General features: G+C 72.3%; 16 protein-coding genes, 2 pseudogenes and 1 riboswitch. Of the genes and pseudogenes, 9 read left to right on the forward strand and 9 right to left on the reverse strand.

Going from position 1 to position 22,515, the window contains the following annotated elements; translation table 11 throughout:
* Positions 1-4: 4 nt before the first annotated feature.
* Both AC5K6T_RS01295 and AC5K6T_RS01300 read right to left on the reverse strand, forming a co-directional pair.
* On the reverse strand, positions 5-205 hold the full coding sequence (locus AC5K6T_RS01295) for a hypothetical protein (RefSeq protein ID WP_493204873.1): 201 nt from the start codon (positions 203-205) through the stop codon (positions 5-7).
* Entirely contained in the window at positions 192-1,766 is a 1,575-nt protein-coding gene (locus AC5K6T_RS01300) for a PspC domain-containing protein (protein WP_493204874.1), read from the reverse strand. Before AC5K6T_RS01300 ends, AC5K6T_RS01295 begins: the two co-directional genes overlap by 14 nt.
* Positions 1,767-1,946: 180 nt before the next feature.
* Between AC5K6T_RS01300 and AC5K6T_RS01305 the strand changes: the two genes are divergently transcribed.
* Both AC5K6T_RS01305 and AC5K6T_RS01310 read left to right on the forward strand, forming a co-directional pair.
* A complete protein-coding gene (locus AC5K6T_RS01305) occupies positions 1,947-3,239 on the forward strand; it encodes an ATP-binding protein (RefSeq protein WP_493204875.1) in 1,293 nt (430 codons plus the stop codon).
* The gene (locus tag AC5K6T_RS01310; protein ID WP_493204876.1) at positions 3,236-3,979 is read left to right on the forward strand and encodes a LuxR C-terminal-related transcriptional regulator; all 744 of its coding nucleotides are present in this window, start codon (positions 3,236-3,238) and stop codon (positions 3,977-3,979) included. Before AC5K6T_RS01305 ends, AC5K6T_RS01310 begins: the two co-directional genes overlap by 4 nt.
* Before the next feature lie 153 nt (positions 3,980-4,132).
* Here the strand turns inward: AC5K6T_RS01310 and AC5K6T_RS01315 are convergent, their stop codons facing one another.
* Positions 4,133-5,119: a helix-turn-helix transcriptional regulator gene (locus tag AC5K6T_RS01315; protein WP_493207274.1), complete on the reverse strand. Its 987-nt coding sequence runs from the start codon at positions 5,117-5,119 to the stop codon at positions 4,133-4,135.
* Positions 5,120-5,311: 192 nt separating this feature from the next.
* Here AC5K6T_RS01315 and AC5K6T_RS01320 point away from each other — a divergent pair, with 192 nt between their 5' ends.
* The 3 genes from AC5K6T_RS01320 to AC5K6T_RS01330 all read left to right on the forward strand — a co-directional run bounded on the left by AC5K6T_RS01320 (position 5,312) and on the right by AC5K6T_RS01330 (position 9,385).
* Complete coding sequence (locus AC5K6T_RS01320; RefSeq protein ID WP_493204877.1) at positions 5,312-6,256, forward strand: alpha/beta fold hydrolase; 945 nt, start codon at positions 5,312-5,314, stop codon at positions 6,254-6,256.
* 60 nt (positions 6,257-6,316) lie between these two features.
* Positions 6,317-6,934, forward strand: coding sequence for a YdeI/OmpD-associated family protein (locus AC5K6T_RS01325; protein ID WP_493204878.1), 618 nt, complete (start codon positions 6,317-6,319; stop codon positions 6,932-6,934).
* A gap of 744 nt (positions 6,935-7,678) precedes the next feature.
* Positions 7,679-9,385, forward strand: coding sequence for an IS1182 family transposase (locus AC5K6T_RS01330; protein WP_493204879.1), 1,707 nt, complete (start codon positions 7,679-7,681; stop codon positions 9,383-9,385).
* A 34-nt stretch (positions 9,386-9,419) separates the two neighbouring features.
* On the opposite strand, the gene AC5K6T_RS01335 is transcribed toward AC5K6T_RS01330, so the two are convergent.
* Together AC5K6T_RS01335 and AC5K6T_RS01340 are read right to left on the reverse strand one after the other, a co-directional pair.
* Positions 9,420-10,856 (reverse strand): hypothetical protein, encoded by a 1,437-nt coding sequence (locus AC5K6T_RS01335; RefSeq protein WP_493204880.1) that lies wholly within the window; start codon positions 10,854-10,856, stop codon positions 9,420-9,422.
* A 305-nt stretch (positions 10,857-11,161) separates the two neighbouring features.
* Positions 11,162-11,500: pseudogene (locus AC5K6T_RS01340) on the reverse strand (ATP-binding protein); the annotation flags it as partial.
* Between the two features lie 142 nt (positions 11,501-11,642).
* Between AC5K6T_RS01340 and AC5K6T_RS01345 the strand changes: the two are divergent.
* Positions 11,643-11,750, forward strand: a pseudogene (locus AC5K6T_RS01345) (DUF397 domain-containing protein); the annotation flags it as partial.
* Positions 11,737-12,006: a DUF397 domain-containing protein gene (locus AC5K6T_RS01350; protein ID WP_493204881.1), complete on the forward strand. Its 270-nt coding sequence runs from the start codon at positions 11,737-11,739 to the stop codon at positions 12,004-12,006. The pseudogene AC5K6T_RS01345 and the gene AC5K6T_RS01350, both read left to right, overlap by 14 nt.
* A 679-nt stretch (positions 12,007-12,685) precedes the next feature.
* Here AC5K6T_RS01350 and AC5K6T_RS01355 read toward each other — a convergent pair.
* The gene (locus AC5K6T_RS01355; RefSeq protein ID WP_493204882.1) at positions 12,686-13,768 is read right to left on the reverse strand and encodes a C40 family peptidase; all 1,083 of its coding nucleotides are present in this window, start codon (positions 13,766-13,768) and stop codon (positions 12,686-12,688) included.
* A gap of 709 nt (positions 13,769-14,477) precedes the next feature.
* Between AC5K6T_RS01355 and AC5K6T_RS01360 the strand changes: the two genes are divergently transcribed.
* Positions 14,478-14,858, forward strand: coding sequence for a hypothetical protein (locus AC5K6T_RS01360; RefSeq protein WP_493204883.1), 381 nt, complete (start codon positions 14,478-14,480; stop codon positions 14,856-14,858).
* On the opposite strand, the gene AC5K6T_RS01365 is transcribed toward AC5K6T_RS01360, so the two are convergent.
* Positions 14,836-15,834 carry an SLAC1 family transporter gene (locus AC5K6T_RS01365; protein WP_493204884.1) on the reverse strand — a complete coding sequence of 333 codons (999 nt, stop codon included), beginning with the start codon at positions 15,832-15,834 and terminating at the stop codon, positions 14,836-14,838. The genes AC5K6T_RS01360 and AC5K6T_RS01365 overlap by 23 nt on opposite strands.
* 421 nt (positions 15,835-16,255) lie before the next feature.
* Positions 16,256-17,455: a C40 family peptidase gene (locus tag AC5K6T_RS01370; RefSeq protein WP_493204885.1), complete on the reverse strand. Its 1,200-nt coding sequence runs from the start codon at positions 17,453-17,455 to the stop codon at positions 16,256-16,258.
* An 8-nt stretch (positions 17,456-17,463) separates the two neighbouring features.
* Positions 17,464-17,630: riboswitch (cyclic di-AMP (ydaO/yuaA leader) on the reverse strand.
* Positions 17,631-17,859: 229 nt separating this feature from the next.
* On the opposite strand from AC5K6T_RS01370, the gene pcrA reads away from it, so the two are divergent.
* Positions 17,860-20,403, forward strand: coding sequence for a DNA helicase PcrA (pcrA, locus tag AC5K6T_RS01375; protein WP_493204886.1), 2,544 nt, complete (start codon positions 17,860-17,862; stop codon positions 20,401-20,403).
* A 142-nt stretch (positions 20,404-20,545) separates the two neighbouring features.
* Here pcrA and AC5K6T_RS01380 read toward each other — a convergent pair whose 3' ends face one another.
* Positions 20,546-22,318 carry a M23 family metallopeptidase gene (locus AC5K6T_RS01380; protein WP_493204887.1) on the reverse strand — a complete coding sequence of 591 codons (1,773 nt, stop codon included), beginning with the start codon at positions 22,316-22,318 and terminating at the stop codon, positions 20,546-20,548.
* Positions 22,319-22,515: the final 197 nt, after the last annotated feature.

The raw sequence follows: 22,515 nt of genomic DNA on the forward strand, positions 1-22,515 counted from the left end.
CGCGTCAGCCGCTGTGGCGGCGCTGGCCGCGGCGGGCGGCCAGACCCACGGCTCCCGCGAGGCAGAGGCCGCCGACGACGACGGGAATCACCACGAACCACGGGGTGTCCCAGGCGCCGCCCGCGTCCCCGGCGTACAGCACACCCACGGCGGCGACGGCGAGGCCGGCCACCAGCCTTCCCGGCCGGAACTCATGACGCAGCACGGCTGACCTCCACCTGTCCCACAGCGACTCGCAGGTCGAGCTCGATGGTGCCCTCCGATCCGGTGCCGCCGGCCGGCGGCAGGGTCGCCTCCTGCGCCCGGCCCGCGGCCACATCCACGTCCTGTCTGTCCTCGCCCGGCAACTGAATGTCACCGACGCCCACGTCGATGTTCGCCTTCACGGTCATGTCCGGCGGCACCACGACCACGACCCGGCCCACACCGACCTCGACGCTGGTGCCGAGCCGGCGGACCTCGCCGAGGTCGAGTCGGGACAGGTCGAGCGTGCCGACTCCGATACCCAGCTCGTACTGCGGCCGCACCTCGGACACCGCGGCCGGCCGCCAGGTCGTGCGGGTCCAGTGGGTGCCGATGTCCTTCGGGAGCGCGGCGGCCACGGCCAGCAGCCCGGCCGCGACGACGGCGAGCAGGACCGACCCGGCCCCCGTGCGCCCCACGAACGCGCTCACCGCTATACCCAGGCCGAGGACGATCAGCATGCACGCCAGTCCGGCCTGCACGCTGGTCCCCAGCGGGTGGTCCTCCCAGGTCAGTCGAGTGGTCAGGGCGCCGCCCAGCAGGGCGAGCAGGCAGACCCAGCCGCCGATCCAGCGGGGGGCGCGCGGCTTGGGCTGGGCCGGAGCGGGGGGCCGGGGCGTGCGGGCTCCCTGCTCGTGAGTGGTCCGGCCGATGGTGACGGCGGCCGCGATGTCCCGGTCCCGGGAGTCGCTGGGCCCCCACAGATAGCCGGTGCCGCCGACGTGCTTGCCGTCCTTGACGATGGGGTCGCGCCACCAGGACGGATAGGTGGCCGGCACCGGTGGGGCCTTCGCCTCCGGCGGGGCGTCGGCGACGGCCTGCGCGGCCAGCGGGTCGGGGTCCGGGGCGCCGCGCCGCTGCGACCAGTACCCGGCGCCCGCCAGCAGCAGGCTGAGCACGACGGCGAAGCTGAGCACGTCGCCGTTGTTCACCATCGTCAGGAAGACCCCGCAGCCGACCAGCGCGAACAGCACCGCTGTGAGGGCTTGGCCGTCCACCCGGCCGGTCAGCAGCTTGCGGACCTCGTTCCCCTCCTCGTCGTCGTACGGGACGAGGAGCCAGGCGAAGCCGTAGAAGATCAGGCCGATGCCGCCGGTGGCGGACAGCACCGCCAGCGTGATGCGGAAGATCACCGGGTCCATGTCGCACCGCCGGCCCAGGCCCGAGCACACACCCGCGAGCACCTTGTGGTGCCGCTCCCGCCGGAACCGGGGCTCCGGCACGGACCCACCGTCGGCAGCACCGGCAGCACCGGCAGCACCGGGCACGCCGGGCGCACCGGGGGAGCCGGGCGGGTCCGTGTCGGTGGACCGGCCCGCCGACGCGGCGGTGGCACCGGCGCCGGTCGGCCCGGCGCCGACCGGGCCCGTCCCCTTCGTCCGCGCGCCCGCCCGCCCGTGCGCACCCGCGTGCGCGTGGGTGCGCGGGTCCGCGGACGCCTCCGCCCCCGGGCCCGCGGGCGGCGGACCGGAGGCGCCCCCGGTGTCCCGGCCGGCGTCCGCGGCGTGCTGGTGATCAGTCATACAGCCATGGTGACGGTCCGCAGCGCGGGACGGGAGTCGGTATGACCCTGGCCGGACCCTGATATCTCCCCCGAGGCGACGCGGGGGAAGCGTGCGAAGGACACGCCGGGCGAAGATCAGGGGCGTCTCGGGGACCGACCCTGATGCTCCGCCGCGGCCGGGCGTGTGACCATCGATGGCATGCCGGAAGCCGCAGCAGCACCCGTCGCCGAACCGCGGCCTCCGCGCAAGCTCTACCGCAGCAGCGACGGTCGCTGGCTGGGTGGCGTGGCGCGGGGGCTCGCCGGGCATCTCGGTCTGCCCGTGATCTGGGTGCGCCTCGTGTTCGTCGGCCTGTTCATGGCGGACGGGCTCGGCGCTCTGCTGTACGCGGCGTTCTGGTTCTTCGTCCCGCTGGGCGTCGGCGGGGTCGGCGCCCAGAAGCCGCCCTCCGCGCTCACCACCGAGACCGCGCCCGACGGCCGGCGCAGACGCGTCGCGCGCAAGCCGGACAAGGGGCAGATCGTCGCCCTGCTCCTCATGGTCGTGGTGGCCATGGCCTTCGTGGGCAATGTGGACCTGGGCGGCGGCGCCACCGCCTACCTGGTGCCGACCGTGCTCGTCGGGGCGGGCGTCGCCCTGGTGTGGCGGCAGGCGGACAACGCCCGACGGGCCCGCTGGGTCGAGGTCGGGCGGCGTCGACGCACCCTCACTCTGGTGCGGGCCGTCGCCGGTGTCCTGCTGGTCACGGCCGGCGTCACCGGGATCTTCGTCCTGCAGGGCTCCGCCGCGCACCTCGGCTCGGTGCTCCAGGCCGCCCTCGCGGTCCTCGTCGGGATAACGCTCCTGGCCGGGCCCTACCTGGTGCGTATGACGCAGGACCTCTCCGAGGAGCGGCTGATGCGCATCCGCGCCCAGGAGAGAGCTGAGGTCGCGGCCCATGTCCACGACTCGGTGCTGCACACCCTGACCCTGATCCAGCGCAACGCCGAGAACGCGGGCGAGGTCCGCCGGCTCGCCCGCGCCCAGGAGCGCGACCTGCGCACCTGGCTGTACAAGCCGGAGGGCACCGGCAAGGACGAGGCCGACGAGCCGGCCACCCTCGCCGACGCGGTGCGGTCCAACGCCGCCGAGGTCGAGGACAAGCACGGCGTCCCCATCGAGGTGGTCGTGGTGGGGGACTGCCCGCTCGACGAGCGGCTCGGGGCACAGATGCAGGCCGCGCGCGAGGCGATGGTCAACGCGGCCAAGTACGGTGGCGAGGGCGGGGCCGTGCAGGTCTACGCCGAGGTCGAGGGCAGGACGGTATTCGTGTCCGTCCGGGACCGGGGTCCCGGCTTCGACCTGGACTCGATACCCGCCGACCGCATGGGCGTTAGAGAATCGATCATCGGCCGGATGGAACGGAACGGCGGAACGGCGCGCCTGCGCGCGGTGCCCGGCGGCGGCACGGAGGTCGAGCTGGAGATGGAGAGGGCGGAGAAGACGTCATGAGTGATCCGACCGGGACGAACGGCGGCGCGGACGCCGAGGTGGCGGCCGAGAGCACGGAGGCGGCCGGCGAGGCCGTCGGGCGCCGGGTGCGGGTGGTGCTCGTCGACGACCACCGGATGTTCCGCACCGGCGTGCAGGCCGAGATCGGCCAGACCGCGCAGACCGGTGTCGAGGTGGTCGGCGAGGCCGCGGACGTCGACCAGGCCGTCACCGTCATCACCGCCACCCGGCCCGAAGTGGTGCTGCTGGACGTGCACCTGCCGGGCGGCGGCGGCGTGGAGGTGCTGCGCAGATGCGCGGCGCTGATGGCGGATGCCGAGCAGCCGGTGCGGTTCCTGGCCCTGTCCGTCTCGGACGCGGCCGAGGACGTCATCGGGGTGATCCGCGGCGGCGCCCGCGGCTATGTCACCAAGACCATCACCGGCTCGGACCTCATCGACTCCGTCTTCCGGGTCCAGGAGGGCGACGCCGTCTTCTCGCCCCGCCTGGCCGGCTTCGTCCTGGACGCCTTCGCCTCCACCGACGCCCCGCCCGTCGACGAGGACCTGGACCGGCTCACCCAGCGCGAGCGCGAGGTGCTCCGGCTGATCGCGCGCGGGTACGCCTACAAGGAGATCGCCAAGCAGCTGTTCATCTCCGTGAAGACCGTCGAGTCCCATGTGTCGGCCGTCCTGCGCAAGCTCCAGCTCTCCAACCGCCACGAGCTGACGCGTTGGGCCACGGCGAGACGCCTGGTGTGAGAGGGCGTTCATACAGGTCAAGACCGGTACGCGGCATGGATGAGCGCCCTGGCTCGACCGGGTTCGTCCCGGGTGCAGGGACGGCCTGGCGGAACGCCCGGCTCGAACGCCGACCCACCGAAGAGCCGGCTCAGGTCGACCTGCGTGACGTGTTCAGGGATCGTTGCGGCTGTCTCGGCTGTCTCGGCTGTCTCGGCCGTATCGCTCGATGAGCGTGTCGCCGATCAGGGCGAGGTGGTCCCGCACACCAGGGGGGCCGGTCACTTCGAGCCATTCGACCAGTCCGGCGAGCTCGCCGGCGAGCGCGTACTCGTTGTAGCCGCGGATCGCGACCTCGATGCGGCCGTCGGGCGTGGAACCTCCCACCTCAAGCCGGTCCCCGAGCACCATGCGGAGCTTGCCGATTCCTTCGGGAGTGCACACGGCCCGGACTGCGAGGGGTGTTCGCCTTCGGTCGACTTCGTCGGCGATCTGCCTCCAGCTCTCAGCGAGGTCGAACCCCTCGGACCGGCGCACGGGATCGTCGGTCGGCTCGACGGATGACACGCGGTCGACCCGGAACGTCCGTGGACCGGCGTCGGTGTCGGTGACGAGGTACCACGCCGGTCCCTTGGCGACAACGCCGAGCGGGTGGACGATCCGCTCGGTTCCGGAGCCGCCGCCGTCCACGTAGCCGAGCCGAATCTGGACGCCACGGATCACCGCGTCCTGGATGTCGTCGAGGAACGGCGGGGTCGGGTGCTCGACCCGGCTCACACCCCATCGATGAGGATCCACCAGCATCGACGACGCTGCTGCCTGTGCTGGTACGCGGAAGGGCTCCGGCAGGGCCTGGACGAGCTTGCGCAGAGCGGCCTTCGCGGCCGGGTTCGCCGACGAGGCCGGGCCGGCCACCAGGAACAGCGCCCTGGCCTCCCGAGCAGTCAACCCGGTCAGGTCGGTGCGGGCACCGCCCACGAGGCGCCAGCCGCCCCCTCGGCCCTGGGCGGAGTACACGGGGACCCCTGCCATGGACAGAGCGTCGAGGTCACGGCGGGCGGTGCTCTCGGAGACCTCCAGCTCTCGGGCGACCTCCGCCGCTGTCACCAGCTCGCGCTGTTGCAGGAGGAGAAGGATGGCCACCAGCCGGTCTGCTCGCATGGCCACGACACTTTCATATCAAACCGATCAGAAGATGACCTGTTTCGTTCGCCACGATGGCGACGTGACCCCGACAACGAGCCCCTCGACCCCGCAGGCCCACGGTCGGTCACGGGTCCGCAGCGCCGTCTTCGGGGCTCCAGGGTCACCTTCCGTCGCCCACCAACCCGAACAGACGAAGTGGACGTGCACGTGTTCCATCCCAACGAATTTCCCGAGCCCACCCGAATTCCAGTCAACGGCGTGGAACTCGAAGTCTTCGAGGCCGGACCCCGAAGTGCGGGGAAGCCGATCGTTCTCTGTCACGGCTGGCCGGAGCACGCCTTCTCCTGGCGCCGTCAGATGTCCGCCCTCGCCGCGGCCGGCTACCACGTCATCGTCCCGAACCAACGGGGCTACGGCGGTTCATCGCGTCCCGGCGACGTCACCGACTACGACATCGGACATCTGTCCGGCGATCTCGTCGCACTTCTCGATCACTATGGATACGAAGACGCCACCTTCGTAGGCCATGACTGGGGAGCATTCGTGGTCTGGGGGCTGACCCTCCTGCATCCGGACCGGGTGAACAAGGTGATCGCGCTCAGCCTGCCCTATCCCGAGCGTGGAGAGCGGCCATGGGTGGAGTCCATGGAGGCCACGCTGGGCAGCGACTTCTACTTCGTCCACTTCAACCGACGGCCGGGCGTCGCGGACGCGGTGCTCGACGAGCACACGTTCCAGTTCCTCCGCAACATCTTCCGGAAGAACGAGCCCGCGGACGAGCCCCAGCCGGGAATGGCGATGATCAACCTCGCCAGAGCGGAGACGCCGCTCGGTGAGCCCCTCATGAGCGACAGCGAGCTGGCCGTCTTCGTCTCGGCCTTCGAATCCACAGGGTTCACGGCGAGCATCAACTGGTACCGGAACCTCGACCGCAACTGGCACCTTCTGGCAGACGTGGACCCGATCATCCGGCAGCCCGCACTCATGATCTACGGCGACCGGGACTCGGTCCAACGCGGTGAGAACCTCGCGGAGTTCGTGCCCGACGTGGAGGTGGTCAGCCTTGACTGCGGTCACTGGGTCCAGCAGGAGAAGCCGGACGAAACGAACCAGGTGATTTTGACGTGGCTCGAACAACAGGATGCCACCTGACCGTGATATGACAGGCCGGCATCCGGAAAGTGGCCGTTCCGCTAGACACCGAGGACACACGTGAGCTCTGAACCCCGACCGTCGGCGTCCGAGCACCCCGCCACGTGGAGGTTCGGCTACCCGATCCACCACGTCGAGACCCGGCCCCAATGGCGGTCGTGGCTCGAGCACAACCACACGTCGACCCGCGGCGTGTGGCTGTGCTCGTGGCGCACCGGCACCGGCCGACCGCGATGCCCCTATCCCGACGTCGTCGAGGAAGCGATCTGTTTCGGGTGGATCGACTCGACCGCCGACGTCCTCGACGAGGAACGCGGCCTCCAGCTGATCACCCCCCGAAGGGCCAAGAGCCCTTGGTCGCGGCTCAACCGCCAACGCGCCGCCGAGATGGAACGGCGCGGCCTCATGACGGACGCCGGTCGGGCTGCGATCGACGCGGCGAAGGCGAACGGCTGGTGGACCATCTCCGACCAGGTCGAAGACCTCGAAGAACCCGCCGACCTCGCCACCTCGCTCGACCAACACCCTCAGGCACGAGCCAACTGGGACCGCTTTCCCCCGAGCGCCCGCAAGCAGACGCTGTGGTGGATCGTCAGTGCGGCGCGGCCGGAGACGCGGGCCCGCCGCATCGCGGCCGTCGTCGCCGAGGCGGCGAACGGACGGCAAGCCCGGGGCTGACCTCGGACGCGAAGACTCCGAGTGCCACGAGCGCCACGAGCGCCACGAGCGCCACGAGCGCCACGAGTGCCACGAGCGCCACAAGTGCCACGAGTGCCACGAGTACCGGACTGCCGCTACCTGAACCCCGGGAGGGCTGCACGTGAGGTCGTGTCCGGTGTGTCCGGTGTGTCCGGCGTGTCCGTCGTGCCGCAGGCGGGGGAGGGGCGCCGGCCCGCGGGTGGAGGCCGATGCGGGCCGGCCCATGTGCGCGTCTCCTCCCGCCCGGTGTACTTCTTGCGGCGTCCCGGCCCGATGCCGTGGCCGGGACGCCGCCGAGGTCGGGGTGCCGTAGTCACACCTTCGACGAAGTCCCGCCGCCTGCCGGTCAGACCGCTCGTGTGCAGGTGGCGGCGCGGAGAGGACGCCTGGACGTCACACCGTCGAGCGAGGCCGAGGCCGGCCGAGCGTCACGACCGGACTCTAGGGCGTGTTTCGAAAGTAGCGTCGTCTGCCCGAAGGGCAGGTCTGGCGGCGTCTGGTGCGTGCGATCGCAAGGCGGAGGGTCGCCCCGATACTGGATGTATCGGGGCGAGCCCGACAACGCGGCGAGCGTGCGTGCCAGACGCCGCCAGGCAGGCGGGACTTTCGAAACACGCCCTAGGCTTGACTCTGTCGGGGATCTTGGAGTTTCCCGGTGTGGCAGCATGGTCAACGGGCATGCTCGGGTAGTTCTGCCGACCGAAGCAGCTGTCGAGGTGCCCGTTGTCCCTGCGCCCCCGTTCCGGTGAGCACGTTCCGCCTCTGACCGCGCAGATCGCGCGGGCGAGCAACCCGGGCGGCACGACGGCGATATGGGTGCGTGACCGGCTGGACGGGCTGTGGCGCGACGAGGACTTCGCCGACTGGTACCCCAGGGACGGACGGCCGGGTCTCTCGCCCGCTCAGCTGGCCACCGTCTGCGTACTGCAGTTCCTGCTCGGCCTGTCGGACCGGCAGGCCGCCGAGGCGGTCCGCTGCCGCATCGACTTCAAGTACGCGATGGCCATGGAACTGGACGATCCAGGCTTCCACCACAGCGTGCTGGCCGACTTCCGCGACCGACTTATCGAGGATGACCGTGCCGACCGTCTTCTCGACCTCGCGCTGGCCCGTCTCAAGGAGGCGGGACTGGTGCGCGAGCGCACCACACAGCGCACCGACTCCACCCACGTCCTGGCCGCGGTGCGCGACCTGACCCGCCTGGAGCTGATCACCGAGGCGGTCCGCGCCGCACTCGAAGAGATCGCAGGCATCTCCCCCCACCTGCTGGACGGGCTGGTCGACGAGGGCTGGGGGCTGCGCTACGGCCGGCCGGTCCGGCTGGGCAAGAACCCCACCAAGCCCATGACCAGGATCCTTGCCACCGGAAACGACGCCGTCCGGCTCCTGGAACACCTCTACCGGTACGGAGCGGACCGCACGTCCGGTCCCCGCGTTCAGGCCCTGCGGCAGATCATGGTGCAGAACTATCACCGTGATGCTGCTGGGCACCTTCGCTGGCGCACCAGCAAGAAGGAAGGCGGGGCGGGTCTGCCGCCGTCGTCGGGGGCGATCGTCTCGCCCTACGACACCTCCGCCCGCTATGCACGGCACGGACACATCATCAGCTGGAAGGGGTTCGCCGCCCATCTGACCGAGACCTGCGCTCCCGACGGCCCCAACGTGATCACTGACGTGGCCACCACCGCGGCCACCACCCACGACAGCCAGGTCCTGCCCGGCATCCACACCCGCCTGGCCCGCCGCGGGCTGCTGCCCGCCGAGCACCTGGTCGACGCCGGCTACACCTCCCTGCCCCACCTCGAACAAGCAGCCCGAGAACACCAGGTCACCGTCTCCGGTCCGCTGAAGACCAACCCCACTCACCAGCACCGCCGAGGCGAGGGCTTCGCCCGGGACGACTTCCATATCGACTTCGACCGGCAGCAGGTCACCTGCCCGCAGGGGCAGGTCAGCGCGGGCTGGCACGGCCCCTACCCGACATCCTCGCCCACCGCGGCCCCACTGATCGTGGCACGGTTCACCAAGAGCCAGTGCCGTCCCTGCCCGGCACGCGCCCAGTGCACCAGCACCGCCGACAGCGCCCGCACCGTGGGCTTTCCGCCACGCGAACTTCGCGACCTGCAACTTCGCGTCCGCGCCGAACAGCAGACGCCCGAGTGGAAGGCCCGATACGCGGTCCGCTCCGGAGTGGAGGGCACGGTCAACGAGTTCGCCCACGGACACTGCATGCGGCGCTGCCGCTACCGAGGACAGCGCAAAGCCCACGTCCAGCACGTGCTGACGGCCATCGCCGTCAACATCGAGCGCCTCGGCGGGCTGTCACCGACTGAGGAAGCCCGCACACCCCGCCGACCAACGGCCTTCCAGAACTACCTCGACCAGAGGCAGCTACCCCGGCCGAAATCCTGGCGCACCCTGGGAACCTGACCTCGACAACTCCAAGATCCCCGACAGAGTCAAGCTAGGAGCACCAGGCGCTTTCGGATGCGGTCATGGCCCGGGAGCGGGCGATGATCGAGCCGCCTCCGGTCGGTGCCGTGAAGGCGGCATTGACGATCATGAAGTCCCGGTGGCCGTCCAGGTGGGTCCCCTTGGCGAAGTGCACGTGGATGTCCCCCGAGGCGGTGCCCATTTCGGCGGCACGGGCCAGCCAGCCCACGCTGCACGGGGGAACGGGCAGGCTCTCGGTCTCCGACGTGGTGCTCGACTTGCCCCAGGTGTGACTGTAGGTCGCGCTCACCCCCACCTCCGCCACCCCCCAGATCGTGGCCTTGGCGGACGAGCTCACCTCCAGCGTGTCCGAGCTCTCCACCGTGTCCGACCAGCTCAGGGTGTGAGTCGCGGTCTGCGAGGTGTAGTTGAAGACGCTGTCTCCGACCGGGTGTTCCGGCCCCGGGAAGGTGCGGTAGCTCTGCGGGGTGTAGGTCATGGTGCAGACCCACTGAGAGCCCGCACACACCTCGAGAACGGTCTTGCCGTCGTCGCTGTCGGCCGAGTAGGTGGTCCATCCGACCGCCGTGCTGACGGAGGCGCAGGGTGCGATCCGGTCGGCGGTTCCGTGTCCGCTGATCTGGGTCCAGGAGGTGCCTCCGTTCCAGCGGTAGACGCCGTCGGGGGACCGGCCGTAGATGGCGTTGTCGGTGACGACCCATTGGGAGCCTGGGCCTGCGGTGCCGATGCGTTCCCAGTTCTGTCCGGAGCCTTGGTAGCGGTAGACGCCGCTGCCGTCGGGTGCGGACCTGAGGAGGCCGGCGCCGCCTGCGTAGATCTGGTCGGCGGTTCCGTGCCCGCTGATCTGGGTCCAGGAGGTGCCTCCGTTCCAGCGGTAGACGCCGTCGGGGGATCGGCCGTAGATGGCGTTGTCGGTGACGACCCATTGGGAGCCTGGGCCTGCGGTGCCGATGCGTTCCCAGTTCTGTCCGGAGCCTTGGTAGCGGTAGACGCCGCTGCCGTCGGGTGCGGACCTGAGGAGGCCGGCGCCGCCTGCGTAGATCTGGTCGGCGGTTCCGTGCCCGCTGATCTGGGTCCAGGAGGTGCCTCCGTTCCAGCGGTAGACGCCGTCGGGGGATCGGCCGTAGATGGCGTTGTCGGTGACAGCCCATTGGGAGCCTGGGCCTGCGGTGCCGATGCGTTCCCAGTTCTGTCCGGAGCCTTGGTAGCGGTAGACGCCGCTGCCGTCGGGTGCGGACCTGAGGAGGCCGGCGCCGCCCCCGTAGATCTGGTCGGCGCTTCCCTGCCCGCTGATCCGGGTCCAGGAGGTGCCCCCGTCCCAGCGGAAGACGCCGTCCTGCGACTGCCTGCAGACCGTGCTGCCGGTCGCCGCGGCAGCCGGATGTGCCGTGAGCAGCGGTGCCGCGACCGCACTCGGCAGGGTGACCAGGAGCGCGGCCAGCCGCACGCGCCATCGTCGCCCGGGCCGCTCCGCACCCCCTCTGCGCGCCACCGCCACTAAACCTGTCGCGGTCCCTGCCACCGCGGAAGTACGCCGGAACAGGCGCATTGCACTTGGTCCTCTCACCGAAGCCGATACGACACGGGGCGGCAGGGCCCTGCCGGGCATCCGGGGACGCCCAGGGCCACCGCCGCTCACCAGGTCTCATCCTTCGCCGGAGGCGTCGTCCGGTGTGAGTAGCAGGAGTGGCGTATGCCGCAAGAATCCTTCCAAGCCGCCTCCTCGGCGCCCCGCACGCGCCGGGGCCCCGGTCACCGTGGATCGGAACACCGGTCCCTTCGAAGGGGAGTGAGGCGCAGTTCGCACCCCACCTCCTTGCCGATCCCGCACGCTCTTCGGGTGGTGCCCCAGTCCTCGGCCAGGGCCGCCACGAGCGGGAGGCCCCGGCCCGACTCGTCGTCCGGGGAGGCCGTGCCCGGCGTCGGGAGCCGGTCGCTCGCGTCGGTCACCGTCACCCGGGCCCGGTCCTCCGTCACCGCGCAGCGCACCAGGATCTCGCGGCCGGCCGGGACCCGGGCGTGGCGGTAGGCGTGCGTCACCAGTTCGCTGAGGAGCAGTTCCGCCGTGTCCGTGACGTCCCGCGACAGCTCCCAGGAGGCCGCCTGAGTGCTCTACTCGGACCCTGATCGGGTGCAGCGTCGCCACGCAGCGCCATGCAAGGATCCTTCGGCAGGCGCTGAGTCTTTCGGAGTCCGGGCGTTTCATCGACAACGTGGCGGAGGGGCATTGAAGATGGACCTGCGGTGGTACAAGTCCAGCTACAGCGGCACCGAAGGCGGCGACTGCCTCGAAGTCGCCCTCGGCTGGCGCAAGTCCAGCTGCAGCGATGACCAGGGCGGAGCCCTGCCTCGAAGTCGCCGTCGACTGGTGCAAGTCCGGCTACAGCGACAGCCAGGGTGGCGACTGCCCCGAAGTCGCCCTCGGCTGGCGCAAGTCCGGCTGCAGCGACAAGGAGGACGCAGGCTGCCTCGAAGTCGCCTCCTGTTCCCACACCGTGCACGTCCGGGACTCGAAGCCCGGGTCACGGAGCCCCCGGTTCGCCGTCGCCGGGCCCGCCTGGGCGGCGTTCGTGGCGCGCGCCCGGACCGGGGCTTGAGCTTCGAGCTGCGAGGGCCGGGGTTCGAGCGGCGTTTGTGAGGAACGGGTGGTCGGGTTCAACCCGCCACCCGCCCTCCCGAGCGTCCAACTCGCGCCGTTGCCAGGCACCGTGCGCGGCTCCCGCCTGTGCGCCGCCCGTCAACGCGGCTCCCGTGCGGACCACCCCGTCCGCCGACGTCCCGGCCCCGGCCGGGCCCCGCGTGGCTGCGCCCGCCGAGTCCCGTACCGACGTCGCGTACCGGCTGCTCGCCCGGCTCGGCGGTCATGAGCCGCGGCTGGCGCTGTCCGCCGCCGACTGCGCGGCACTGGCCGAACTGGTCGTGCCCTGGCTGGAGACGGGGGCCGGCACCGTCTCGGTCGTCCGGGCGCTGACCGGCGGCCTGCCCGACACCGTCCACTTCCCGCGGGCGTTCGTGGCCCGGAGGCTGCGGGACAAGCTGCCGCCCGTCCCCGCGGAAGCGTCACCGCCCGTGCCCGTAGCCGTGCCCGTGCCCGGGTCCGCCGCCGTGCCGGAGGCGGGCGCCGACGCCACGGGTGCCGTGCGGCCGTGCTTCATGCCGGAGTGCACCGAGTGCGGTGTGCCGGGGCGTCCGGCGGCCTTCGTCGGGGGCTTGTGCCGGGGCTGTCGCGGCGCCGGGCCGTCGCCGGGCGGGGCGGCGCTGGGCGGGGCGGTGGGCTCACACGACGCGGGTCGCCCCCGCGAAGGGCATCTGGTCGACGGGGGCCACGCGGACCGGGGCGGACGGGTTGGGGGCGTGGATCATCCGGCCGTTGCCGACGTAGAGGCCGACGTGGCTGATGCCGGAGTAGAAGAACACCAGGTCGCCGGGGAGGAGTTCGGCGCGGGAGACGCGGCGGCCGGCGCCGATCTGGGCGTACGTCGTGCGGGGCAGCTGCACGCCCGCGGAGCGGTAGGCGGCCTGGACGAGGCCGGAGCAGTCGAACGCGTCGGGGCCGGTGGCGCCCCACACGTAGGGGCTGCCGAGCTTGCTGTAGGCGTAGGAGACGGCCGCGGAGGCGCGTGAGGTGGGGGCGGCGCTGGACGCGGTCGTCGCGGTGGAGGCCTGGAGGGTGTCGCGGGGGTGAGCCCCGGCCCGGGAGGCGCGGTCCGTACCGGCGGCGGTGACGCCCGCGGCGTAGCTGCGGCGCTGCTCCTCGGTGAGCCGGGACAGCAGGCGGCGGGCCGTCGCCAGCTTGGCGGTGACGGTGCCGCGGTGGCGCCGCAGTTCGGCCTGGCGGGCCTTCAGCGAGGTCAGCTGGACCCGGGCGGCGCCGCGGAGCTGCTCGATGCCGCGGAGCTGGTCGCGCACCCGGCGTACGGCGGCGGACTGGCGGTCGCCCGCGCGCTCGGCGAAGGAGGCGTGGTCGAGGAAGCCGTCCGGGTCGTCGGAGAGCGCGAGCCGTAACGCCGGATCGAGGCCGCCCTGACGGTACTGGGCGGCGGCGAGGGAGCCGAGGGCGTCGCGGGCCGCGTTCAGGCGGTCCTCCCTGCGGGCGGCCTCGTCGCGCAGTTCGGCCAGCCGCTGCTCGGCGGCGTCGGCCTTCTCCTTGGCGCCGTTGTACTTCTCGGTGGCCTGCTCGGCCTCCTGGTACAGCTGGTCCACCCGGGCCTTGACCTGTGCCGCGGTCGGCTCCGGGGCGGCCGTGCCGACGCCGTCGAAGACGGTCGCGGTGGCGGCCCCGGCCAGGGCGAGGGTGGCCGCGGTACGGGCCGTGTTGCCGCCGGCCGAGCGCTGTCGGGACTTGCGGTGCGCTGCCACGTGGGCCTGTACGTCCTTTCCTCGGACCGCCGGGACCGCCCCACCCCGGCGGGCACGGGGCGGCACCGCCAGGGGGGAGCGGCCTGCGGGAGCCCGGGGCTCCCGCGGATCCGGCGGCGCCCGCACAGGGGGAGCGGTCGCCGCCGGACTTCTCGGCGGTGGCGTCCGGCTGCCGCCCGGGCCGGGCGGCGGTGGGGAGCCGGTCACCTGGGGGTGGACGCTAGACCGGAGAGTGACGGAGTGGTGACGTGATGTGCGGAAGTGCCGGGGGCCGACCGGCAGGTGACCGGACCTGACCGGGACCGGGGGCCCGGGCTGCCGACTTCACCGGGTGCGCTGATCGAAGTGCGGGTTCCGCGGCCCGAGCGGGCGGTGGGGTGCTATGGCACGCATATATGCAGGGTGGTGGTCGGGCGGCCGTCGCACGGTGGCCGTACCGGCGGCCGGGCGGCCGGGCGGCAGTGTGCCGGGCGGCCGGGATGCAGGCCTTGGCCGGGGCCTGCATCCCGGCCCGCCTGCTCCCGGCCCGCTCAGGTCCGGCCTGTTTCCGTCCGGTGGGGGCCGGCCGGCGTGCCCGGCCTCCCTCCGCACAGCCCGCCGCCGGTCGGTGCGCGGCGCCCGTCCGGGGCGTTGCGCCGGGTGCGGGTGGGCCCGGCGCGGGTGGGCCCGGTGCCCGGCCGGTGGCGGGCCCTGATTAGGCTCCGGCCTCATGGACGTACTCATCCATCTCTTCGTGGGCCTGCACATCATCGGCATCGCCGCCCTCCTGGGCGGCTTCCTCACCCAGATGAAGGCGATGGGCCAGGGCACGGCCCGGTTCGTCCCGGCCATGCTGCACGGCGCCCTGACGATGCTGGTGACCGGCGTGGTCCTGGTCGGCCTCAACCAGGCCGACGACCAGTCGGTCGACAACATCAAGATCGGCGTGAAGCTGGCCCTGCTGGTGGTGATCCTGGGTCTCGTCTACGTGCAGCGCGACCAGGAGAAGCAGGAGAAGCAGGAGAAGCAGGAGAAGGTGGACAGGCGGCTGTTCGGGCTGGTGGGCCTGCTGACCACGGCGAACGTCTTCATCGCCGTGCTCTGGACCTGACCCCGTCCGGTGCGGGCCGGGGCCCGCGCAGTGCGCCGCGGGCGTCCACGACGGCCCAGCAGCAGAGCGCGAGCCAGGCGGCCGCGGCGACCCACAGCAGCACCTCGCCCAGGCCGTCCGGCCAGGTGACGTCCAGCTCGGCGGCGACGGACTGGGCCGCCACCGCGGTCATGCCCATCGGGAACACGGTGGACCAGCGGCGGACGTCGTAGCGCGGCCGCGGCCACCGGATCTCGGCGGCGAGCACGGCGGCGTACGCGGCCAGGGCCAGGACGAGGAGGGTCAGGGTGGTCGAACGGAGGACGCCCTGGTCGTCGTCGTTCCAGAGATAGAGCCGTGCGCTGTCGGCGGCGATCAGCTCCGCACCCGCCAGCGCGGACAGGGCCAGCGCACCGCCCGCGATCCACTGGTCCCCGCCGCCGCGGACCAGCTCGCGCGCATCGAAGCGGGCCAGCGCGAAACCGTAGACGACGAGGCCCAGCCAGAACAGGACGAGCGCCGCGTGGGCGAGCCAGGCCACCGCCTCCGCCCCGGCCAGGGCCGCCGCCAGCAGGGCGAGCCCCTGCGTCGCCAACGAGCCCAGGAACACGGTCCCCGGCATCGCCCGGCGCCAGTGCCGGACCGACACCAGCAGCAGCGGAGCCCACAGCAGCGCGGCCGGCGCCAGCAGCGCGGCGGCCAGGGGGCGCCAGTCCAGGTCCGAGAAGCGGGTGCCCAGCACGGTCGTCGCGGTCACGGCGGCCAGCCCCGCGGCTGACGCCGCCTCGGTCCGCCACCACCCCCGCTCGCGCAGCAGCCGTACGGCGGAGTACACGGCGAGCGGGAGCCAGGCGGCGCAGGCCAGGACGAGCAGGATCCCCGAGAGCACCGCGTGGCCGGCCAGCTGCATGCCGAGGGACAGGACGCCGGTGGCGATCACGGCGGCCCCGGCCGCGGGCGGCCTCCGCCGGGCGGGCGGGGAGGAGGGTGCGGGCATGCGGCCGATGCTAGGCGCTCCGCTGGGTGGGGCGGGGTAGGCGGGTGGTTGGGTGCGGGGTGCGTCGTGGCTGGTCGCGCAGTTCCCCGCGCCCCTGTGTGTGCGCAGTTCCCCGTGCCCCTTTTGGTGTGCGGTTTCTCGCGCTGCTTGGGGGGTGGGGTGGGGTGGGTGGTGGGTGCTTCGGTGGGTGGTTGGGTGCGGGGTGCGTTGTGGCTGGTCGCGCAGTTCCCCGCGCCCCTTCGGTGCGCAGTTCCCCGCGCCCCTTCGGTGCGCAGTTCCCCGCGCCCCTTCGGTGCGCAGTTCCCCGCGCCCCTTCGGTGCGCGGTTTCCCGCGCCCCTCTTGGTGCGCGGGTTCCTGTGCCGTCGGGGTGGCTGGGGTGCTCCTCCGGGCGGGGGAGGAGCACCCCGGGTGGTGGGAGGGTCAGGCGGGGCGGGCCACGCTGTGGATGGCGGACTCTCCGTCGTAGAAGACGGACTCCTCGCGGACGTAGGTGCCCGGCTTGGGGGCGTGGATCATCATGCCGTCGCCGATGTAGAGGCCGACGTGGCTGATGTCGTCGTAGAAGAAGACGAGGTCGCCGGGCCGGGCGTCGGAGAGCGGGACGGTGGTGCCGGCGCCGACCTGGTCCCAGGTGGTGCGCGGGAGGGTGACGCCCGCGGCCCGCCAGGCGGCCTGGGTGAGGCCGGAGCAGTCGTAGGAGCCGGGGCCGGCCGCGCCCCAGACGTACGGTTTGCCGATCTGGGCGCGGGCGAAGGCGAGCGCCATGTCGGCCTTCGAGGCGGCGGCGCCGGGATCCTGGGCGGGCGGGGCCGGGCTGTCGGCGGACGTGCCCGAGGGGACGCCGGCGGACGGGCTCGGCCCGGGCTCGGCCTCCTGCCGGGCGGCGGCCTCGGCGGCCTCGGAGGCCTCCCGTGCCCGCTGCTGCTCGGCCAGCTCGGCGGCCTTGCGGGCGGCCTCCTCGCGCTCGCGTTCCTCGACGGCCGCGAGCCGGGCCTTCTCCTCGGCGGTCAGCCGGGACAGCAGCTCGCGCGCGTCGGCCAGCTTGGCCTGCACGGTGGCCTTGGCGGCCTTCAGCTCGGCCTGGGAGTCGGTGAGCGTGGCCAGGCTCTCGGTGGCCTCGCGGCGCTTCTCCATGGTCGTCGACTGCTGGGTGACGTAGTCGTCGACCGCGTGCTTCTGACGGCCGGTCATCCGGTCCATGAGCTGGGCCCGGTCGAGGTAGTCCTGCGGACTGTCGGCGAGCAGGACCGATGCCGTGCCGGGCGTGGCGGCGCCGGTGCGGTACTGGGCCGCGGCGAGGGAACCGAGCTCCTCGCGCGCGTCGTTGAGCTTCTGGGTGCGCTCGGCGACGTCGTCGAGGAGGACGTCGACGCGCTTGCGCTGCTTCGTGGTCCGCTCCTTGGCGGAGTTGTACTTCTCGGTCGCGGATCCTGCCTGCCGGTAGAGGTCGTCGACCTTCTTCTCGATCTCCTCCAGGGTCGGCCTGCCGTCGTCGGTGGGAGCGGCTTCGGCCGACTGGGAGATCAGGGCCACCGAGGTGAGGGCGGCGGTGGCCAGTGCGGGGGTGCGGATGCCTGCGACACGCGGCCCGGTGGGACGCGTCCTGCGGTGCGACGCCAAGAGAGGCGACTCCTTCCATCGGCCGCCTACCGGGTTAGCTGTCGGGTTCGGGCGGGTGCTTCGGAAGGGTTGCCCTACGGCCGCTCCCGTGTGGGAGTGGGCCGATTCACCCCGGGTTCGGTGGGTCCCCGGCTCCGGTGGGCGCAGTGCGCACCGGACTCGGCGGAGGCCGCGCGGCCCGGCGGGGTTCGCCGGTGGGGGTCGTGCGTCCTGCCCGGAACGGTAGCCAACTCGTGTGGCTTGTGTGAAGGTTGGCGGGTGATATGCCCGATACATTTTTGTGACCTCGGCCGGTCCGGGCATGTCCCGGTGCGGGCGGTGCCGGTCGGGTGACGGAGCGTGGCGGCGGGGAGTTCGCGGGACCGGGGCCGGTTGTCGGTGGGGCCGCCTAGACTCGGAGAGCGATGAGCAGCCTCTTTGACGACAGCTTCCTGGCGGACCTCCAGCCCCCCCGCGGGCACGAGGAGGAGCACCCGCCGCCGCCCGAGGACGATCACACTCCGGAGCGGGTTCCGGACGATCTGTTCGGCGGGAAGTTCGACGTGCCCCCGGACCGGTGGGCCACCGGTGACGCGGGCGACGAGGGGAGCGCGGGCGGGTACTACCGCGGCGGCGCGCCCCGCCCGCCGGTCGACCCCGCGGCGCTGCTGGAGGGGCTCAACGACAACCAGCGGGCCGCCGTCGTCCACGCGGGCTCCCCGCTGCTCATCGTCGCCGGAGCCGGCTCCGGCAAGACCCGGGTGCTCACCCACCGCATCGCCCATCTGCTCGCCGAGCGGCAGGTGCACCCGGGGCAGATCCTCGCGATCACCTTCACCAACAAGGCCGCGGGCGAGATGAAGGAGCGCGTCGAGCAGCTCGTCGGCCCGCGCGCGAACGCGATGTGGGTGATGACGTTCCACAGCGCGTGTGTGCGCATCCTGCGCCGCGAGTCCAAGAAGCTGGGCTTCACCTCGTCCTTCTCGATCTACGACGCCGCCGACTCCAAGCGCCTGATGGCCCTGGTCTGCCGTGATCTGGACCTCGACCCCAAGCGCTATCCGCCCAAGTCGTTCAGCGCCAAGATCAGCAACCTGAAGAACGAGCTGATCGACGAGGAGGACTTCGCCGCCCAGGCCTCCGACGGCTTCGAGAAGACCCTCGCCCAGGCCTACGCCCTGTACCAGTCGCGGCTGCGCGAGGCGAACGCCCTGGACTTCGACGACCTGATCATGACGACGGTCAACCTGCTGCGCGCCTTCCCGGACGTCGCCGAGCACTACCGCCGCCGCTTCCGGCACGTCCTCGTCGACGAGTACCAGGACACCAACCACGCCCAGTACGCCCTCGTCCGCGAACTGGTCGGGACCCGGGAGCACCCGGTCGACGTGCCGCCCGCCGAGCACGACCTGCCGCCCGCCGAGCTGTGCGTGGTCGGTGACGCGGACCAGTCGATCTACGCCTTCCGCGGCGCGACCATCCGCAACATCCTCCAGTTCGAGGAGGACTACCCGGACGCGACGACGATCCTGCTGGAGCAGAACTACCGCTCCACCCAGACCATCCTCTCCGCGGCCAACGCCGTCATCGAGCGGAACGAGTCCCGTCGCCCCAAGAACCTGTGGACCAACGCGGGCAGCGGCGCGCAGATCACCGGCTACGTCGCCGACACCGAGCACGACGAGGCGCAGTTCGTCGCCGACGAGATAGACCGCCTCACCGACGCGGGCGAGGCCAGGGCCGGGGACATGGCGGTGTTCTACCGCACCAACGCCCAGTCCCGTGTCTTCGAGGAGGTCTTCATCCGGGTCGGCCTGCCGTACAAGGTCGTCGGCGGCGTCCGCTTCTACGAGCGCAAGGAGGTCCGGGACGTCCTGGCCTATCTGCGGGTGCTGGCCAACCCGGAGGACTCCGTCCCGCTGCGCCGCATCCTCAACGTGCCCAAGCGCGGCATCGGGGAGCGCGCCGAGGCGATGGTCGACGCCCTCGCCCAGCGGGAGAAGATCAGCTTCTCGCAGGCGCTGCGGCGGGTCGACGAGGCGTACGGCATGGCCGCCCGGTCCGCCAACGCCGTGAAGCGGTTCAACACGCTGATGGAGGAACTCCGTACGATCGTCGAGTCCGGCGCGGGCCCGGCCACCGTGCTGGAGGCCGTCCTGGAACGCACCGGCTACCTCGCCGAGTTGCAGGCCTCCACCGACCCGCAGGACGAGACCCGCATCGAGAACCTCCAGGAACTCGCCGCCGTGGCGCTGGAGTTCGAGCAGGAGCGCGGGACGGGCGGCGAGGGCGAGGAGCAGCCGGGCGTGCCGCCCACCCTCGCCGAGTTCCTGGAGCAGGTGGCACTCGTCGCCGACTCCGACCAGATCCCCGAGGAGGACGAGGAGGGCTCCGGCGTCATCACGCTGATGACCCTGCACACCGCCAAGGGCCTGGAGTTCCCGGTGGTCTTCCTCACCGGCATGGAGGACGGCGTCTTCCCGCACATGCGCGCCCTCGGCCAGACCAAGGAGCTGGAGGAGGAGCGCCGCCTGGCCTACGTCGGCATCACGCGCGCCCGGGAGCGGCTCTACCTGACGCGGTCGACGCTGCGCAGCGCCTGGGGGCAGCCGTCGTACAACCCGCCGTCCCGGTTCCTGGAGGAGATCCCGGCCGCGCACCTGGAGTGGAAGCGGACCGGATCGGCCGCGCCCGCCCCCGCCGGGCCGCTCGCAGCGGCGGCGGCCTCGCTGTCGTCGACCCGCTCCCGCTCGTCGGCGTCGGGTGCGTCCGGGTTCGCCACCAAGCGCGTCGCGCAGAAGGCGGTGGTGGCCCTCGCGGTCGGCGACCGGGTCACCCACGACCAGTTCGGGCTCGGCACGGTCCTCGCGGTGACCGGCTCCGGGGACAACGCGCAGGCGTCGATCGACTTCGGCGACGGGAAGCCGAAGCGGCTGGTGCTGCGGTACGCGCCGGTGGAGAAACTCTGACAACCGCCCGGTGCCGCGTGCCGCGCACCCGCGCGGATGCACGGCACGCGGCACGCGGCACCGGGGCGGGTCAGGAGGTCAGGACCGCGAAAGGCCCCGCCGGGCGGCCGACGGGGCTCACCGCCAACGCCGCGGGGAGGGGCTACTGCGGGTTCAGGCCGTGGCTGCGCAGCCAGGCCAGCGGGTCGATCGACGAGCCGCCGCCCGGGCGCACCTCGAAGTGCAGGTGCGGGCCGGTGGAGTTGCCGGAGTTCCCCGAGTAGGCGATCGTGTCGCCGGCCTTGACGGTCGCACCGGAGGGGACCTGGTAGCTGGAGAGGTGGCAGTACCACGTCTCCGTGCCGTCCATCGCGGTCACGATCACCATGTTGCCGTAGGCGCTGTTCCACTGCGTCCGTACGGTGCCGTCGGTCGCGGCCATCACCGGCGTGCCGTACGAGACGGGGAAGTCGATCCCGGTGTGCACGGACATCCAGTTGATGCCGGACTGCCCGTAGTAGGCGCTGAGTCCGTGCCGGGCGACCGGCAGCGCGAACTTGGGACGCAGCCGCTCCTTGCGGGCCGCCTCCTCCGACGCCCGCTTCCGCTCCAGCTCCTGCGCCGCCTTGAGGTCGATGCGCTCCTGGGTGCGGCTGGCGCGGTCCATGAAGTCGTCGGCGCCGGCGGTGACCTTCTGCAGCTGGACGTCGAGTTTGCTGTTGGCGGCGGACGGTTTCACCTGCGTCGCGTCCGGCACGTCCGCCGCGGTCGTCGCCATGTCCTGGCCGTCGTCGCCGGTCAGGCTGCCCACCGAGGCGGCGGCGATACCGGCGACACCCATCACGCACGCCGAGGGCACCGCGATCGTCAGCAGCGCGGACCGCTTGGCGGGGGTGCGGCGGCGGGAGCGGGACCCGCCGCGGGAGGCAGCCGGGCGGGCCGTGGCCCGCTTGTCCCCTTGTTCGGCGAGGAGTTGCAGCTCCAGGGCGGGCAGTTCGCCGGTGGCGGCCGGATCGCCGTGTCCGCCGCCGTGCTCGTGGCCGCTCTTGCCGCCGTACGCGGCGTCGTCGGGGTAGGCGGTTCCCTCGGTGTAGCCAGTTCCCTCGGTGTAGCCGGTCGGCTCGTGCTCGGTGTGCGCCACCTGCTCGAAGGCCGCCGTGGCCTGCTGCTCGAAGGACTGCTCGTACGAGACCGGCGTGCCGTCGGAGTTCCACTGTGTGGCGTCGTAGGCGCCGGTGTCGGAACTCTGGGTGTCCCAGGACCACTGCTGGGTCGCCTGGTCGCCGGGGGCGCCCGTTCCGCCGGGCTGGAGCCAGGCGCTCGCGTCCCACTGCGCGCTCGGGCCCTCCCCGGCGCACTGCGGCGGTACGAGCGGCGATGGCTGGTGGCCGGCGGCCCAGCCGGTCGCGTCGTGTGTGCCGGAGTCGTAGGCGCCGGAGTCGTAGCCGCTCACGTCGTACGCGCCGGAGTCGTAGCCGCTCACGTCGTAGGCGGCGTGGTGCCCGGTCCCGTACGCGTCGTGGTGGGGCTGGTGACCGGCCGCGGACCACTGCGAGGCGTCGTACGCGGCGGTCTCGTGGCCGCCGCCGGGCAGCGTGCCGAACAGCGGGTCCGCGGCGTACGCCCCGGTGGCCGCGGCGCCCGCGGTGAATCCGGTCGCGTCATAGCCGCCGTATGTGGTGAAGTCGCCACTGGTGAAGTCGCCATGGGTGACGTCACCGTAGGAGGCTTCCTGCGCGCCGTACGGCGTGTAGTGCGCCGAGGCGGCATCGGAAGCCGGAGCCGGGGTGGTCATGATCCCCGACGGGTGACGGTCGTTCACCAACTTCTCTTTCGCCTCGACAACAGGGGCTGCCAGAGCAGTGCGGCGACTGTACCCGGCGGTACGCGGGCACGACAATCTTCTGCAGGTTTCGTGCGGGCAGGAAACGGGCATTCGGCCGTGTTTCGGCGGCTTGCGGGGACGACCTTGGCCTTGTGTTCGAAGAGCGTTCGACTTCTGGTGGGTGTCGAGTGGTGCTCCGGTGGCCCCGTGCGTGGCGCCGAGCGGCCGTGCCGGGGCGGGTGTCCGGGAGGTGGAGAACCCAAGTGGACCTGGTGAACGCGCGGTTGTGGGCCGGCCTCCCGGCCCGC

This window comes from Streptomyces sp. B8-7 (assembly GCF_058833805.1).